At 73.7% G+C, this 15,791-nt stretch carries 14 protein-coding genes; 2 read left to right on the top strand and 12 right to left on the bottom strand.

Annotated elements, in window-relative coordinates:
- Nucleotides 1–113: 113 nt before the first annotated feature.
- The 9 genes from kynU to ACZ7JZ_RS11290 form a co-directional block, all read right to left on the bottom strand.
- Complete coding sequence (gene kynU, locus ACZ7JZ_RS11330; protein WP_470936249.1) at nucleotides 114–1,316, bottom strand: kynureninase; 1,203 nt, start codon at nucleotides 1,314–1,316, stop codon at nucleotides 114–116.
- Nucleotides 1,317–1,371: 55 nt separating this feature from the next.
- Nucleotides 1,372–2,217, bottom strand: coding sequence for a tryptophan 2,3-dioxygenase family protein (locus ACZ7JZ_RS11325; protein WP_470936246.1), 846 nt, complete (start codon nucleotides 2,215–2,217; stop codon nucleotides 1,372–1,374).
- Between the two features lie 233 nt (nucleotides 2,218–2,450).
- A complete protein-coding gene (locus ACZ7JZ_RS11320) occupies nucleotides 2,451–2,864 on the bottom strand; it encodes a DUF3151 domain-containing protein (protein ID WP_470936243.1) in 414 nt (137 codons plus the stop codon).
- Nucleotides 2,865–3,190: 326 nt separating this feature from the next.
- The gene (fbaA, locus tag ACZ7JZ_RS11315) at nucleotides 3,191–4,213 is read right to left on the bottom strand and encodes a class II fructose-bisphosphate aldolase (protein WP_470936240.1); all 1,023 of its coding nucleotides are present in this window, start codon (nucleotides 4,211–4,213) and stop codon (nucleotides 3,191–3,193) included.
- Nucleotides 4,214–4,479: 266 nt separating this feature from the next.
- Nucleotides 4,480–5,019, bottom strand: coding sequence for an orotate phosphoribosyltransferase (gene pyrE / locus ACZ7JZ_RS11310; protein WP_470936236.1), 540 nt, complete (start codon nucleotides 5,017–5,019; stop codon nucleotides 4,480–4,482).
- Nucleotides 5,020–5,042: 23 nt separating this feature from the next.
- Nucleotides 5,043–5,843 (bottom strand): aldose epimerase family protein, encoded by an 801-nt coding sequence (locus tag ACZ7JZ_RS11305; RefSeq protein ID WP_470936233.1) that lies wholly within the window; start codon nucleotides 5,841–5,843, stop codon nucleotides 5,043–5,045.
- 30 nt (nucleotides 5,844–5,873) lie between these two features.
- Nucleotides 5,874–6,923, bottom strand: a complete 1,050-nt coding sequence (locus ACZ7JZ_RS11300; RefSeq protein ID WP_470936230.1) for an SRPBCC domain-containing protein — start codon at nucleotides 6,921–6,923, stop codon at nucleotides 5,874–5,876.
- A 46-nt stretch (nucleotides 6,924–6,969) separates the two neighbouring features.
- Nucleotides 6,970–8,754 (bottom strand): polyamine aminopropyltransferase, encoded by a 1,785-nt coding sequence (locus tag ACZ7JZ_RS11295; RefSeq protein ID WP_470936227.1) that lies wholly within the window; start codon nucleotides 8,752–8,754, stop codon nucleotides 6,970–6,972.
- Nucleotides 8,755–8,878: 124 nt separating this feature from the next.
- Nucleotides 8,879–9,397: a DUF2617 family protein gene (locus ACZ7JZ_RS11290; protein WP_470936224.1), complete on the bottom strand. Its 519-nt coding sequence runs from the start codon at nucleotides 9,395–9,397 to the stop codon at nucleotides 8,879–8,881.
- A gap of 664 nt (nucleotides 9,398–10,061) precedes the next feature.
- On the opposite strand from ACZ7JZ_RS11290, the gene ACZ7JZ_RS11285 reads away from it, so the two are divergent.
- A complete protein-coding gene (locus ACZ7JZ_RS11285) occupies nucleotides 10,062–11,243 on the top strand; it encodes a pyridoxal phosphate-dependent aminotransferase (protein ID WP_470936221.1) in 1,182 nt (393 codons plus the stop codon).
- Between the two features lie 106 nt (nucleotides 11,244–11,349).
- Here the strand turns inward: ACZ7JZ_RS11285 and ACZ7JZ_RS11280 are convergent, their stop codons facing one another.
- Complete coding sequence (locus ACZ7JZ_RS11280) at nucleotides 11,350–11,937, bottom strand: type III secretion system chaperone family protein (RefSeq protein ID WP_470936218.1); 588 nt, start codon at nucleotides 11,935–11,937, stop codon at nucleotides 11,350–11,352.
- 120 nt (nucleotides 11,938–12,057) lie between these two features.
- Entirely contained in the window at nucleotides 12,058–14,643 is a 2,586-nt protein-coding gene (clpB, locus tag ACZ7JZ_RS11275) for an ATP-dependent chaperone ClpB (RefSeq protein WP_470936215.1), read from the bottom strand.
- A 140-nt stretch (nucleotides 14,644–14,783) separates the two neighbouring features.
- Between clpB and ACZ7JZ_RS11270 the strand changes: the two genes are divergently transcribed.
- A complete protein-coding gene (locus ACZ7JZ_RS11270) occupies nucleotides 14,784–15,194 on the top strand; it encodes a pyridoxamine 5'-phosphate oxidase family protein (RefSeq protein WP_470936212.1) in 411 nt (136 codons plus the stop codon).
- A gap of 191 nt (nucleotides 15,195–15,385) precedes the next feature.
- Here ACZ7JZ_RS11270 and ACZ7JZ_RS11265 read toward each other — a convergent pair whose 3' ends face one another.
- A complete protein-coding gene (locus ACZ7JZ_RS11265) occupies nucleotides 15,386–15,700 on the bottom strand; it encodes a (2Fe-2S)-binding protein (RefSeq protein WP_470936209.1) in 315 nt (104 codons plus the stop codon).
- Between the last annotated feature and the right edge of the window lie 91 nt (nucleotides 15,701–15,791).

Raw genomic sequence — 15,791 nt, 5'->3', positions numbered from 1 at the left:
TACCAGGAGGCGGCGGCCCGCCCCGGAGCGGGCCGGGCGGAGCCGGGCGCGGGGGGAGCGGCGCTCCCGCCCGCGCCCTGGGGCGTGACGTTCCTCCGGGCGGACCCGGACGGTCACCCGGAAACGTGACCCAGCAGCCGCGCGGCGCGCTCCGCGTCGGCGAAGCCCACGTACAGCGGGGTGAAGCCGAAGCGCAGCACGTCGGGACTGCGGAAGTCCCCGACCACGCCCAGGGAGACGAGCCGGGCCATCTTCTCCCGGGCCCCCTCGGCGCGCAGCGAGACCTGGCTGCCGCGCTCGGCGTGCGCCGGCGGGGTGATCGACTCCACCGCGCCCTGCGGCACGTACTCCGCGACGCATTCGAGGAAGAAGTCCGTCAGGGCCAGGGACTTGGCGCGCACGGCCTCGACCGCGACCCCGTCCCAGACGTCCAGCGCCGCTTCGAGGGCGAGCATGGACAGGATGTCCGGGGTGCCGACCCGGCCGCGCAGCGCCCCGGCGGCCGGGACGAAGTCCGGGGTCATCGCGAAGGGCTCGGCGTGCGAGTTCCAGCCGGGCAGCGGGGAGTCGAAGGCCTCCTGGTGGCGGCCCGCGATGTACAGGTACGCGGGCGAGCCGGGGCCGCCGTTGAGGTACTTGTACGTGCAGCCCACCGCGAGGTCCACGCCGTGCTCGTCCAGGCCCACCGGCAGGGCGCCCGCGCTGTGGCACAGGTCCCAGACCGCGAGGGCGCCGGCCGCGTGCACGGCGGCGGTCAGCGCGGGCAGGTCGTGGAGCCGGCCGGACCGGTAGTCCACGTGGTTGAGCAGGACCAGCGCCGTCCGCCCGGACAGGGCGGCCGGCAGCTCGGCCGGGTCCACCGGGACCACCGTCAGCCCGGTCATCCGGGCGGCGGAGGAGGCGATGTAGCCGTCGGTGGGGAAGGTCGTGGCGTCGACGAGGAGCTCGGTGCGGCCGGGGGCCGCGAGCCGGGCCCCGCCGACCAGCGCCTTGAAGAGGTTCACGCTGGTCGAGTCGCCCGCGACGATCCGGCCCGGGGCCGCGCCGACCAGCGGGGCGATCCGGTCGCCGATCCGCTCGGGCGCGGTCCACCAGCCGCTCTCGTCCCAGGAGCGGATCAGCAGCTCGCCCCATTCGCGGCCGACCACGTCCGCGAGGCGGCCGGGGACGGCGGCGGGCAGGGCGCCGAGGGAGTTGCCGTCGAGGTAGGACACGCCCGCGGGGAGGGTGAACCGCTCGCGGAGCTTGCCCAGCTCGTCGGCGGCGTCGAGTGCGGCGGCGCGCACGGACAGGGCGGTCTCGGGGAGCTCCGGCACGCCGGATGTCCCGGATATCCCGGAGGGCTGGGGGTTCTGGGAGGTCCCAGCGGCCTCAGACACGGCTGCGCGCCGTCCACAGCTCGGGGAAGACGTTCTTCTGCGCGCGCTTCTCCAGCCAGGCCACCCCGGCGGAGCCGCCGGTGCCGACCTTGGAACCCATCGCGCGGCGGGTGGCGACCAGGTGGTCGTTGCGCCAGCGCCAGACCAGCTCGCCGACGTCCGTCAGCGCCTCCGCGAGGCGGATCAGCTCGCCGTGCTGGTCGGGGCCGCCGTACAGCTCGGCCCAGACGGTCTCGACCTCGGCCGAGGGCTCGTACTTCTGCGTGAGGTCCCGCTCCAGGACGGACTCGGGGACCGGCAGGCCGCGGCGGGCCAGCAGGCGCAGCACCTCGTCGTACAGGGAGGGCTCCCCGAGGGCCTTCTCCAGCTCGGCGTGGACGCGCGGGGCGCCGCGGTGCGGGACGAGCATGGACGCGGACTTCTCGCCGAGCAGGAACTCCATGCGGCGGTACATCGCGGACTGGAATCCGGAGCCCTCGCCGAGGGCGCTGCGGTAGGCGTTGAACTGCGCGGGGGTGAGCTGGGCGATCGGGCGCCAGGAGGCGTTGAGGGACTCCAGCTCGTAGGTGGATCGTTTCAGCGCGTCCATCGCGACGGGGATGCGGTCCTCGCGCAGGGCGCGGGCCGCGGTCTCCCACTCGTGCACGATGACCGTGAACCACAGCTCCATGACCTGGGTCGTGACCAGGAAGACCATCTCGCCGGGATCGTCCGAGAGCGGGTTCTGGAGGTGGGTGAGGACGTCCGCCTGGACGTAGTCCTCGTAGGGAGTGGTGCCCGCGAAGTCGAGGTTCGGGGTGTCCGAACCGGCTCCGGAGGCATCAAGGGCGTGCGACATCGCTGTCTCCTCGACACGAACTTCCGGGTAGCGGTCCGCTCCTTCCAGAAGAAGTGGGAGCCCCGGTCCCCTGCGGGCATCATAAACCGGCCCCCGGGGGCTGGCTCTAGGGTGATCTGGGGCACTTTCGCCGGGGCGGGGGGACCCGCCCCCGGAGCCGGGGCACCCGGGTGCGGGCGCCCCGGCTCCGGGTCGCGGTGCCGCCCGGTGCAGGCCGGGCGGGCCGGCGTGGATCAGCCGAGGGTGTCGGCCGCCGTCTCGGAGGAGTCCCGCAGGAAGGTCGAGCAGCGCTCGTACTCGGCCTGCTCCCCGATGGCCTGGGCGGCCCGCGCCAGGGCGTGCAGGGCGCGCAGGAACCCGCGGTTCGGCTCGTGCTCCCACGGCACCGGGCCGTGGCCCTTCCAGCCGGCCCGGCGCAGGGCGTCGAGGCCCCGGTGGTAGCCCGTGCGGGCGTACGCGTAGGACTCGACGGCGCGGCCGTTCTCGAAGGCGTCGTCGGCGAGGCGGGCCCAGGCCAGCGAGGAGGTCGGGTACTTCGCGGCCACCTCGGCGGGGTCGGTGCCCGCGGCGAGCAGGTCGCGGGGCTCCGGGTCGTCGGGGAGGCGGGTCGGGGCGGGGCCGCCGAGCAGGTTCTCGTGAATGGACATGGCCCCAGTCTGCCCCGCCGGGGGCCGGGACGGGCCCGGCGGGCTCCCTCGTGCCCGGCGGACCGGTCCCTCCCGGTCTCCGGGCCGGTACGGGTGGATTTCCGTGCCGGGGTCCGGACGCGTCCCGGGAGCACGCATCGCCCTCCCCTGGACAGGCGGCTCCCGGAACACACGGAAACCCTCGCTCCGCAGGGCGGCGTACCGCCAGCGGCCGCGCGGACTCCGTCAAGTCGGCCGGAAAGCAGCCCCCGGGAGGGGTGGGCGGAGACCGCGAAGGGTCGCCCCGCCGTCCGGTGGACGGCGGGGCGACCCCTCTTGAGCTGCGTTTACTTCAGGCGGGTGCCCGCGGAGCGCAGGCTGGTGCAGGCCTCGGAGACGCGCTTGGCCATGCTGGCCTCGGCGAGCTTGCCCCAGGTGCGCGGGTCGTACGTGGACTTCTTGCCGACCTCGCCGTCGACCTTCAGGACGCCGTCGTAGTTGCGGAAGATGTGGTCCGCGATCGGGCGGGTGAAGGCGTACTGGGTGTCGGTGTCGAGGTTCATCTTCACGACGCCGTTCTCCAGCGCGGTGGCGATCTCCTCCTCCGTGGAGCCGGAGCCGCCGTGGAAGACGAAGTCGAACGGGCTGGTCTTGCCGTACTTCTCGCCCACGCCCTGCTGGAGGTCCTTCAGGAGCTCGGGGCGCAGGACCACGTTGCCCGGCTTGTAGACGCCGTGCACGTTGCCGAAGGAGGCGGCGAGCAGGTAGCGGCCCTTCTCGCCCAGGCCCAGGGCCTCGGCGGTGCGGATCGCGTCGTCGACGGTGGTGTACAGCTCGTCGTTGATCTCGTGGCTGACGCCGTCCTCCTCGCCGCCGGTCGGGGTGATCTCGACCTCGAGGATGATCTTGGCGGCGGCGGCCTTCGCCAGCAGCTCCTGGCCGATGGCCAGGTTGTCGGCGAGGGTCTCGGCGGAGCCGTCCCACATGTGCGACTGGAAGAGCGGGTTCTGACCCTTGGCCACGCGCTCGGCGGAGACCTCGAGCAGCGGGCGGACGTAGCCGTCCAGCTTGTCCTTCGGGCAGTGGTCCGTGTGCAGCGCGACCGTGACGTCGTACTTGGCGGCGACGATGTGCGCGAACTCGGCCAGGGCGACCGCGCCGGTGACCATGTCCTTGCTGTGCTGGCCACCCAGGAACTCCGCACCACCGGTGGAGATCTGGATGATGCCGTCGCTCTCGGCCTCCGCGAAGCCGCGCAGTGCAGCGTGCAGGGTCTGGGTCGAGGTCACGTTGATGGCCGGGTAGGCGAACTTGCCTGCCTTCGCCCGGTCGAGCATCTCGTTGTAGACCTCGGGGGTTGCGATGGGCATCTGTCCGCTCCTTGGATGTGCGGGAGTGTCTGAATAGTGGCCCTGACCTGTGGCGGCGGCACTGCCGTCGGGCCTATCTTTCCAGACTCGGCGCCCCCCTCGACCCGCGCGGGGTGGAGCGTTTCACGTGAAACACTCCACCCCAGCCGCAGGCACCGGAAAAAGAGCAGGTCAGAGCCTGCCCGAGCGGACCGGAGGACCTTCGTCCCCAGTTCCGCGGCCGGACCGGGCGGTTCCGCCCGGGAGCCGGTCGCGGTCGGCTGCGGTCAGGACAGGCCCAGGTCCGAGAGCTCGTACCCGGTCAGGTACTCCAGGCCCGCGCCCTTGATGGCCTCCGTGGCCCCGCGGTCCACGATCGTGGCCACCGCGACGACCTCGCCGCCGGCCTCGCGGACCGCCTCGACGGCGGTCAGCGGGGATCCGCCCGTGGTGGAGGTGTCCTCGACCACCAGGCAGCGGCGGCCCTTGACCTCGGTGCCCTCGATCCGGCGCTGCATCCCGTGCGCCTTCTGCGCCTTGCGCACCACGAAGGCGTCCAGCCGCGTGCCGCGCGCCGCGGAGGCGTGCAGCATCGCGGTGGCGACCGGGTCGGCGCCCAGGGTCAGACCACCCACGCAGTCGAAGTCCAGCCCGGCGGTGAGGTCGAGCATGACCTGACCGACGAGCGGGGCCGCCGCACCGTCGAGGGTGATCCGGCGGAGGTCGATGTACCAGTCGGCCTCCTTGCCGGAGGAGAGGGTCACCTTGCCGTGCACCACGGCCTTGTCCTTGATCTGCTGAAGCAGCTCGCCACGTACGTCGCTCATGCCCACGAGCTTAGGCCGTCCCCTCAGGGCTGGAGACGGCGCCAGGTCCAGGTGGTGGCGACCTCCAGCGGATCGATGGGGGTGACCAGCCGGGGCGCGGTGTTCAGCCCGTTGGGCGGGCCCGACTGCGGCTCCACGCACACCGCTTCGGCCTGCTCGTCGTACACGACCACCCATTCGGCCCGGCTGGTGACCTTCAGCTCCAGCCGCCCGGGCCAGGTGAGGGTGACGTCCACGCCGTACGGCATCCCGAAGCAGTCGTCCCAGGGGCCGGGCTGCGGATCGATGCGCCGGCCGGTCGGCAGGTGGTCCGCGCCGCGCTCCTCCTGCCAGGCGGGCTCGAAGGCGAGCTGCACCTCGTCCTCCGGTCCGGCGGCACCCGCGAGGCGGCGCAGGAACCACGGGTGCCAGCCGGCCTGGGCCGGGAAGGAGTCCCCGTAGGTCTCGACGCCCATCGTCAGGGTCAGGGAGTCCTCGGCCAGTTCGACGACCTGGGTCACCCGGCCGGTGTACGGCCAGGGGTCGGCGAGGTCGTACGTGAACGCCGCCTGCGCCTGGTCCGCGCGCACGGGCTTCCAGGCGGCGTCGCGGCCGTAGCCGTGGATCGCGTGCGGCGGGGAGTTGACCGGCAGCTGGTGGACCCGGCCGCCGTTGCGGAAGCGGCCCTCCGCGGTCCGGCCGCACCACGGCACCATCGGGAAGGCCCCGTACTTCCCGCCCTGCCGCAGCAGTTCGGTCCCGTCGATCCGCAGGCTGCTGATCCGGCAGCCGTTCTCGTGGTCCACGGCCACCTCGGCGCCGCCCGCCGTCAGTTGCGTACTCATGCCCCCGACCCTACGGCCGGAGGGGCCCGTTCAGCCGCGGCGGCGCAGCACCCGGGCGGCCACCACCGCGGAGGCCACGGCGAGCGCGGCCGCGGGGGCGAGCCAGCGCAGCGGCACCGCCCGGCCGCCGGCGTCCGGGCCGGGCACGGGGGCGTACCGGCCGCGGGGCGGGGCGTGGTCGACCTCCTCGGCGCTGCGGCCGATCATCGTGCGGCGGGCGTGCGCGGCCTCGGCGGGAGGGCGGCCCGGCCCGGCGAACGCGCCCTCCGCGAAGGGGTCGAGGGCATCGAAGGGGTCCGCGGACGGGTCCAGGGCGGGCGGGGGCACCTCGGCCTCGTAGACCCGCAGGCCGTCGGCGGCGCCGGGGTCCACCTCGTCGTACGGGTCGGAGCCGGCGGGCTCTTCGGCGCCTGCGTCCACCACGTCGTCCGCGTCGGCTGCGTCGGCTGCGTCGGCTGCGTCCTCTGTGTCGGCTGCGTCCGCTGCCTCGGTTGCCTCCGCTGCGTCACCCGCGCCGTCCGCCGCCGGGTCCGGCCCGGCCACCGCATCCGCGTCTCCCTCCGCATCCGCAACGGCGTCCCGTTCCCCGTCCGCCTGCACGGCCGTCCCGTCCGCCGCGGCCCGTCCCGCCTCCTGCTCCGCCAGGTCAGCCGCCGCGAGGGCCGAGAGCTGACCGGCCGCCCGGTCCAGGGCCCGCCGCCCCGCCGTGCGCACGGCCTCCGGCTCGAAGCCCGCCGTACGGCCCTCCGCCCGGCCGCCCGCGGTCAGCTCCAGCTGGGTGCCCCCGGGCACCCCGCGCAGCCGCACGGTCAGCTCCAGGGCCACCCCGGCCGTGCCGCGGGCCTCCGTGCCCCCGCCGGTGAGCTCGAAGGTGTCCGGATCGCGCTCGGTGAGCTCCAGCGCCCCCCGGTAGGTGACCGTGCTGCCGCCGATCCGGAGCCGGAGCCGGCCGGCCAGGGGCGGGGCCCCGGCGTCCGCGTCCCGCTGGAGCCCGGGGACGCAGCGGGAGACCCGCTCGGGGTCCCGCAGGACGGCGCGGAGGTTCTCTGCCGGTACCGGAACGAACACCTGATGCTCCATGGGATCCGAGCCTACCGACGCCCGGCCGTCCTGCACCCGGACATGCTCAGGTGTACCGGGGATGGGGCAGCGTCGAAGGGGGCAGGCCCGGGATCCGGCGCCGCTCGGCCTCCCGCGCCGCCTCGCGCAGCGCGGCGGTGGTCAGCGGACCGGGGGTCCCCGGGGCCTCCTCCCCGGCGCCCCCGCGTCCCGCCGGGCCCCGCTCAGCCGCCTCGCGCTCCTCGCGCTCCTCGCGCAGGGCCAGGACCGGGGCCCGCCCCGGGGCGGCGAGCACGAAGCCCCAGTCCTGCGGGGCCCCGGCCGCCGCGGCGGCCGCCCCGGTGGCGGAGCGGTCGGGTCCGGCCGCGAACCCGGAGAGCCGGCCGCCCGCGCTGTAGGGGACGGTGGCCAGCCCGGCGGCCCGCAGGGTGGCCTCGACCGTCCAGAAGGTGCGCGGCCGGGTGGTCAGCGGGCCGGCGTGCACGGCGATCCGGCCGCCGGGGCGCAGGGCCCGCGCGGCCAGCCCGTAGAACTCCTGCGAGTACAGCTTGGTGCTGGGGGTGATCCCGGGGTCGGGCAGGTCGGAGACGATGACGTCGTACCGCTCGCGGGATCCGGGCCCGCGCAGCCAGGCGAAGGCCTCCGCGGTGACCGTGCGGACCCGCGGGTCGGCGTACGCGTGCCCGTTGAGGGCGGAGAGCATCGGGTCGGTGCGGGCCAGCCGGACCACGCCCGGGTCCAGTTCGACCACGGTGACGGAGCGGACGCCGGGGTGGCGGAGCACCTCGCGGGCGGCGAGCCCGTCCCCGCCGCCGAGCACCAGCACCCGGCCGCTCGGTCCGGACATCGCAGGGTGGACCAGGGCCTCGTGGTAGCGGTGCTCGTCGTAGCCGCTGACCCGCAGCCGGCCGTCGAGGTACAGGTCGAGGGAGCGCGGCGAGCCGTGGCCCGGGCCGGTCAGCACCAGCTCCTGCACCTCGGTCTGGACGGCGACCCGGACCTCGTCCCCGTACACGGCCCGGCGGGCGGCGCGCTCGAAGTCGTCGGCGAGCACGGTCGCGGTGCCGAGGACGGCGAGGACGGCGATGTTCGCGGCGACCAGCAGCCAGCGGGCCCGGCGGGACAGGTCCCCGCGGAAGAGCCACAGCACGAGGGCGCCGCCGACGGCCGCGTTGACGGCGCCGGTGAGCATGACCCCGGTCAGCTGGCCGAGGAGCGGCAGCAGCAGGAAGGGGAAGGCGAGTCCGCCGACGAGCGCGCCCACGTAGTCCGCGGCGAAGAGGTCGGCGACGGCCCCGCCCGCGTCCTGCCGCCGGACCCGCTGGATCAGGGTCATCAGCAGCGGGATCTCCGCGCCGATCAGCACCCCGATGGCCAGGGAGAAGGCGACGAGGGCGGGCCGCGACTCGCCCAGCCAGGCGAAGGTGGCGTACAGGGCGGTGGCCGAGAGCCCCCCGACCAGGGCGAGCACGGCCTCGATCGCACCGAAGCCGGCGGCGGCCCGGCCGCGCAGCCGCTTGGCGAGCAGCGAGCCGACTCCCATGGCGAAGACCATCACGGACAGCACCACGGAGGCCTGCGTGACGGAGTCGCCGATCAGGTACGAGGCCAGGGCGACGAGTTCGAGCTCGTACACGAGTCCGCACGCGGCGCACACGAAGACCGTGGCCAGGACCAGGAAGCGGCCGGCGCGCGGTCCCACGGGCAGGCCCCGGTCGGCGCGCCGGGCCGGGGCCGGCCCGCGGGGCCGCGGCGGCGCGTCCGGCCCCGCGCCGGCGGGTGCGGCGGGCCGTGCGGTGGCGAGGGGGGCGCCCGGGGCCTCCCCACCGCCGCGGGGGAATCGGTCGATCATGGACCGAACCGTACGTCACGCCCTCCTCACACCCCGTCACCCACATGGGTGCAACCGGCGCACTGCGCCGCCCGGTTGGCGGAACCTTTGTGCCCGGCGCCCGTCCGGCCTCGGGGCGGCCGGCTCAGACCGCGGCGGGCATCCGCACCCCCACCCGGGTCCGCGTCACCACGAGCTGGCCCTCCTGCGGGTACGCGTGCCAGGTCCGCCAGCGCACCTGGCCCTCGGAGCGCTGGGCGAGCATCGCCGTGAAGGCGTGCGGACTGCCCGGAAACGTACCCGCAAGCCCGTTCGGGTGATCGGCGACCAGCGCGAGCAGTTCCTGCGCACGCCCCGCGAACGAGCCCTCCGAGAGCGTCTCGACGCGCGCGGCGAACTCGTACTCCCAGTCTCCGATCCGCTTGGCCACCCCGAGCGGGAGCGGGGTACTGCTGCCGGGCATACAGGCGACCGTCTCGGAGCAGAGCACGTCACCCTCCTCCAGGATGACCTGGTGGGAGGCCCCGAGCAGGCGCAACTGCACCTTCGCGCCGGTCAGTTCGAGGCGGTGTACCGCCAGGGCGGGCAGCGGTCCGCGGCCGAGCGCCCAGGCGAGGTCGGCGGCACGCGTGTCGGTGTACGAGGTCGTGAGGGTCGTGAGCATGAGTCGGCTCCGCAAGCGCGCGAGGGGAGAGGGCCGGACAGGGCCCGGCCGGATTCTTCGGGCGGGAGCCTCGCCGGCTCGGATCCAGCAGGTAAGTCCAGGAGTCCAGAGGTCCGGGGACTGGTCTACTCAACCGAGGGAATCATGAAAGGCACGGCACTCACAGCGTTTTTACCCAACTTGAAACGGTTTACATCCCCTCGGGGGCTATCCAGTTCAGGTGTTCAACCCGACAGTGCCCGGACGCAGTTGCACGACCGGGCGCCGCCGCCCCGCCGCGGCCCGCCCCCCCTCTCAGCTTCCGCCCCCGCACCCCCCGCCGCCACCGCAGGAGGAGCCGCCCGAGCCGCCCCCGCAGGAGGAGCTGCTGCCGCACGAGGTGCCCATGCCGGAGGAGGAGCCGGTGTCCCCCCACCAGCTGGAGCGCCCGCGGGAGCGGCGCGCACCCGAGCGGCCGGAACCCCCCGCCCGCGCTATCACCAGAACGATTCCGGCCACCAGCACCAGACACGCGATGACGAAGGCAACGACCATGGTCCCCGCCCCTTTCCTTGAGCCCCGGTCCCCCGGGGGATGCGGGACCCCCCGTCCCGCGTGCCAGGTGAATTCCCGGGCCCGCCCCGGCCCAAAGCACACTTGAGCAAGTCCAGAGGTTCGGCCCAGGATGGCGGCCATGACCGCACCCCGCCCGCTCCTCAACCGCCGCCTCGCCGCCTTCGGCACCACCGTCTTCGCCGAGATGTCCGCCCTGGCCGCCGCCACGGGATCGATCAACCTCGGCCAGGGCTTCCCCGACACCGACGGCCCCGCCGAGATCGCCGCGGCCGCCTCCCGCGCGGTCCTCGAGGGCCGCGGCAACCAGTACCCGCCCGGCCCCGGGATCCCCGAGCTGCGCACCGCCGTCGCCGCCCACCAGCAGCGCTTCTACGGGCTGTCCTACGACCCCGGCACCGAGGTGCTCGTCACCGCCGGCGCCACCGAGGCCATCGCCGCCGCCCTCCTCGCCCTCCTGGAGCCCGGCGACGAGGTCGTCGCCCTGGAGCCGTACTACGACTCGTACGCCGCCTGCATCGCCATGGCGGGCGCCACGCGCGTCCCCGTCACCCTGCGCCCCCACGAGGGCGCCTTCCGCCTCGACCCCGACGAGCTGCGCGCCGCCGTCACCCCGCGCACCCGCCTGCTCCTGGTCAACACCCCGCACAACCCCACCGGCACCGTCCTGACCCGCGCCGAACTGGAGCTCATCGCCTCCCTCGCCGTCGAGCACGACCTGCTCGCCGTGACCGACGAGGTCTACGAGCACCTGGTCTTCGGGGCCGCCGGGCACGTACCGCTCGCCTCGCTACCCGGCATGCGCGAGCGCACCGTCACCATCTCCTCCGCCGGGAAGACCTTCTCCTTCACCGGCTGGAAGGTCGGCTGGGTACTCGCCTCCCCCGCCCTGACCAGCGCGGTCCGCTCGGCCAAGCAGTGCCTGACGTACGTGTCCTCCGGGCCCTTCCAGTACGCCGTGGCCGAGGCCCTGGCCCTGCCCGACTCCTTCTACGAGGGGCTGCGCGCCGATATGGACCGCAAGCGCGCCATCCTCTCCGAGGGGCTGCGCACGGCCGGATTCGAGGTCTACGAGCCCGCCGGCACCTACTTCATCACCACCGACATCGCCCCGCTCGGCGAAAGCGACGGCATCGCCTTCTGCCGCAGCCTGCCCGAGCGCTGCGGGGTGGTCGCCATCCCGAACGCCGTCTTCTACGACGACAAGGACGCCGGCCGCACCCAGGTCAGGTGGGCCTTCTGCAAGAAGGACGAGGTGCTGCGGGAGGCCGCGGCCCGGCTCGCCCGGCTCTGAGCCCCGGGGCGCCCGGCGCCCTCCCCCAGCCCCGCCCGGACGCGCGGGAGCCCGGCCGCTCGGTGTCGAGCGGCCGGGCTCCCGGCGTGTCGCGGGGCGGGCGGACCTACTGGCCGCCGGCCTCGTCACCCTTGTCGTCACCCTCGGCGGAGTCGATCTCCTGCTCCAGGCCGAGCTGCTCCACGAGCCACTTGTCGAACTCGATGGACGCGCGGACCCAGCTGACCGTGGAGGACACGAAGTGCTCCAGGGAGACGCCGGCGCCGATCAGCATCTGCGCCTCGCCGATCAGGCGGACCGAGCCGTCGTCGTGGGTGTGGGTGTAGACCTTGGGCCAGAGGGTGCGGCGGTTCCAGTCGTCGATGGACTCCAGCAGCGCGGCCTTCTCCTCGATCTGGTGCGGACGGTCGTAGAACGTCCGGACCGAGAAGACCTGCTGCTCGTCCTCGCCGCGGAACATGAAGTACGTGCGGAATTCCTCCCACGGCGCCGCGAGGTCACCCTCGTCGTCGACGACGTACTTCAGCTCCATCTGCTCCAGCAGCTGCTTGACGAGGTCCTGATCGGGCACGACGGGACCCGCCGGGCCGGAGGCCTGCGGCTGGGGCTGCTGCCCTCCGAAATTCGGAATGGACGCCGGGTCGATGCTCACCGTGGTTTTCCCTTCGTGCGGATGCTTCCCATCCTCTCCCATCGCGCCTACCCCGTGGCAACCCCCGCCACCGCTATCCGCTGCGGGCGGACAGGATCCGGCCTGCGAAGACCCGAACGGGCCGGTACGGGCCGGATCCCGCCGCTCCGGGCGACGGAGCGGTTACAGCGCGCGGCCCACGAGCAGCCCGTCGCCCGCCACGTCCACCCGGACCGTGTCCCCGTCCCGGACCTCGCCGGACAGGATCTCCTTGGCCAGCCGGTCCCCGACGGCGGTCTGGATCAGCCGGCGCAGCGGCCGGGCCCCGTACGCCGGGTCGTGGCCCTCGGCGGCCAGCCAGGCCAGCGCCTCCGGGGTGACGTCCAGGGTCAGCCGGCGCTCGGCCAGCCGCCTGGCCAGCGAGGCGATCTGCAGCTCGGCGATGTGCGCCAGCTCGTCCCTCGTCAGCGCCGAGAAGACCACCAGGTCGTCGAGGCGGTTGAGGAACTCCGGCTTGAAGGCCCTGCGGACCGTCTCCAGCACCTGCCCGCGCTTCTCCTCCTCGCCGAGCGCCGGGTCCACGAGGTACTGCGAGCCCAGGTTGGAGGTCAGGATCAGGATGGTGTTGCGGAAGTCCACCGTCCGGCCCTGCCCGTCGGTGAGCCGCCCGTCGTCCAGGACCTGGAGCAGGATGTCGAAGACCTCCGGGTGGGCCTTCTCCACCTCGTCCAGCAGCACGACCGAGTACGGGCGCCTGCGCACGGCCTCGGTGAGCTGCCCGCCCTCCTCGTAGCCCACGTACCCGGGCGGGGCGCCGACGAGCCGGGCCACGCTGTGCTTCTCCGAGTACTCCGACATGTCGATGCGGACCATGGCCCGCTCGTCGTCGAAGAGGAAGTCCGCCAGGGCCTTCGCCAGCTCGGTCTTGCCCACGCCCGTCGGGCCCAGGAAGAGGAACGAGCCGGTGGGCCGGTCGGGGTCGGCGACCCCGGCGCGGGTGCGGCGCACGGCGTCCGAGACGGCCTTCACCGCCTCCGACTGGCCGATCAGGCGGTGGCCCAGCTCGTCCTCCATGCGGAGCAGCTTCTGCGTCTCGCCCTCCAGCAGGCGGCCGGCCGGGATGCCCGTCCAGGAACCGACCACGTCCGCGATGTCGTCCGGGCCGACCTCCTCCTTGACCATGGTGTCGTCCGAGGCCTCCTGCTCGGCCTCGGTGGCCTCCGCGAGCTCCCGCTCCAGGGTCGGGATCTCCCCGTAGAGCAGCTTGGAGGCGGCGTCGAAGTCCCCGTCGCGCTGGGCCCGCTCGGCCTGCCCGCGCAGGGCGTCCAGGCGCTCCTTGAGCTCGCCGACCCGGTTGAGGGACTGCTTCTCCTTCTCCCAGCGGGCGGTCAGCCCGCGCAGCTCCTCCTCCTTGTCCGCGAGGTCCTTGCGCAGCCGCTCCAGGCGCTCGCGGGAGGCCGCGTCGGACTCGTTCTTCAGGGCCAGCTCCTCCATGCGGAGGCGGTCCACGGAGCGCTGGAGCTCGTCGATCTCCAGCGGGGAGGAGTCGATCTCCATGCGGAGCCGGGAGGCGGCCTCGTCGACCAGGTCGATGGCCTTGTCGGGAAGGAAGCGGGAGGTGATGTAGCGGTCGGAGAGGGTGGCGGCGGCGACGAGGGCGCTGTCGTTGATGACGACCTTGTGGTGGGCCTCGTACCGGCCCTTGAGGCCGCGCAGGATCGCGATGGTGTCCTCGACGCTCGGCTCCGCCACCAGCACCTGCTGGAAGCGGCGCTCCAGCGCCGGGTCCTTCTCGATGCGCTCGCGGTACTCGTCGAGGGTGGTCGCGCCGACCATCCGCAGCTCGCCGCGGGCCAGCATGGGCTTGAGCATGTTGCCCGCGTCCATGGCGGAGTCCCCGCCGGCGCCCGCGCCGACGACGGTGTGCAGCTCGTCGATGAAGGTGATGATCTGCCCGTCGCTGGACTTGATCTCCGCGAGGACGGTCTTGAGTCGCTCCTCGAACTCACCGCGGTACTTGGCGCCCGCGACCATCGCGCCGAGGTCGAGGGAGACCAGGCGCTTGTTCTTCAGGGACTCGGGGACGTCGCCCTTGACGATCCGCTGGGCGAGGCCCTCGACCACGGCGGTCTTGCCGACGCCGGGCTCGCCGATGAGGACGGGGTTGTTCTTGGTGCGGCGGGACAGGACCTGCACCACGCGCCGGATCTCGTGGTCCCGGCCGATGACCGGGTCGAGCTTGCCCTCGCGGGCCGCGGCCGTGAAGTCCGTGCCGAACTTCTCCAGGGCCTTGTACTGGCCCTCCGGGTCGGGGGTGGTCACCCGCCGTCCTCCTCGTACTGACTCGAATGCGTCCAGGAGCTTCTTCGCGGTCGCGCCCTGCTGCCGCAGGAGCTCGCCCGCCTGACCGCCGCGGGCGGCCAGCGCGATGAGCAGGTGCTCGGTGGAGAGGTACTCGTCCCCGAGCCGGCCGGCCTCCTTGTCCGCCTCGGCGAGCACGGCCAGCAGGTCGCGGCTCGGCTGGGGCGGGGCCACCGTGGACCCCGTGACGCTGGGCAGGGCGGCGAGCAGCCGCTCGGCCCCGGCGCGCACGGCGGCCTGGTCGGCCTCGGCGGCGGCCAGGAGGTCGGTGACGTTCTCGTTCTCCGAGGCCGTGAGGAGGGCCAGCAGCAGGTGGGCGGGGGTCAGGTCGGCGTGCCCGTCCTGCACGGCCCTGCTGGTGGCGGCGTTCAGGGCCTCACGGCTCTTGTTGGTCAGTTCTGCGTCCACGTGCGGCTTCTCCTCTCCTCGGCAACCCGTCCGGGGCGACACTCTTCAACGCTCATCAACACTGACAATGCCAACGTGTGCAAAGTTGAGTCTATTCCACTCAAGGACAGACTCAAGCCCCGGCCCCTACCCTTCTGGGCATGGCCCTCGACCCACTGAACCCGACGCCGGAGTACCTCGCCTTCTGGCAGGAGCGGCACATCTGCACCCTGACGACCCAGCGGCCCGACGGCACCCCGCACGTGGTGCCGGTGGGAGTGACGTACGACCCGGAGGCGGGACTGGCCCGGGTGATCACCAACAAGGGCAGCCGGAAGGTGCGCAACATCCTGGCGGCGGACACCCGGCCGGGCGGCGCCCGGGTGGCCGTGTGCCAGCTCCACGGGGCCCGCTGGGCGACCCTGGAGGGGCGCGCGGTGATCCGTACGGACGAGGAGGCGGTCGCGGACGCGGTGGCCCGCTACGCGGTGCGCTACCAGCGCACGCCGGCGCCGAACCCGGACCGGGTCCTCATCGAGATCGCGCTGGACCGCGCGATGGGGCGCGCGTAGCCGGACGGCGCGGGGACGCGCACAGCCGGCCGGTCCGCACAAAGCGCGCGCTTGGCGCACGCAGAACGGTCCGAAATGGCCGGTCCTGGCATGGACGCGGACATCACAACGGCGCCATCGTGTTCAGGTCCACGATGGCGCCGTTGTGTGGGGGAAGCGCCTGAGCGATCTGTAACGACGGGGGAATCGCTTCAGGCACTGCGGGGGGTGGCGGTGGTGATATCGGGCTCGAAGAGCTGGTGGTCGCGCTGGTCCAGATTCACGAAAACCATGCCGTACCGGATCTCGCACCGGACCGGCTGCGGCGCGCCGCGGGGCTTGCGCAGGCAGCGGTACGCCCGCACGTCCTCGTCCTCCTCGCGGACCACGACGATCGGCTGGCCGAACAGGGTCACCATCAGGGAGTCGCCGGCGTGGGGGATGGCCGTGGCGAGGTCGACGAACTGCCAGCCGGAGCGGTAGGCAGACGCCATCTCCCTGCGGAAGGAGCGGTCGTCGGGGGTCATGCCGCCACCTCGCCGAGGAGGGGGCCGGCAGCCTTGTCCGCCAAGGAGTCGGAACCGGCCGCCGCGGGAGCGGCCGAGCGCCATCCACTGT

The sequence above is a fragment of the Streptomyces sp. NPDC038213 genome, assembly GCF_055600495.1.
Note: the sequence above shows the minus strand (reverse complement) of the source record. Positions and strands in the feature narration are given on the sequence as shown.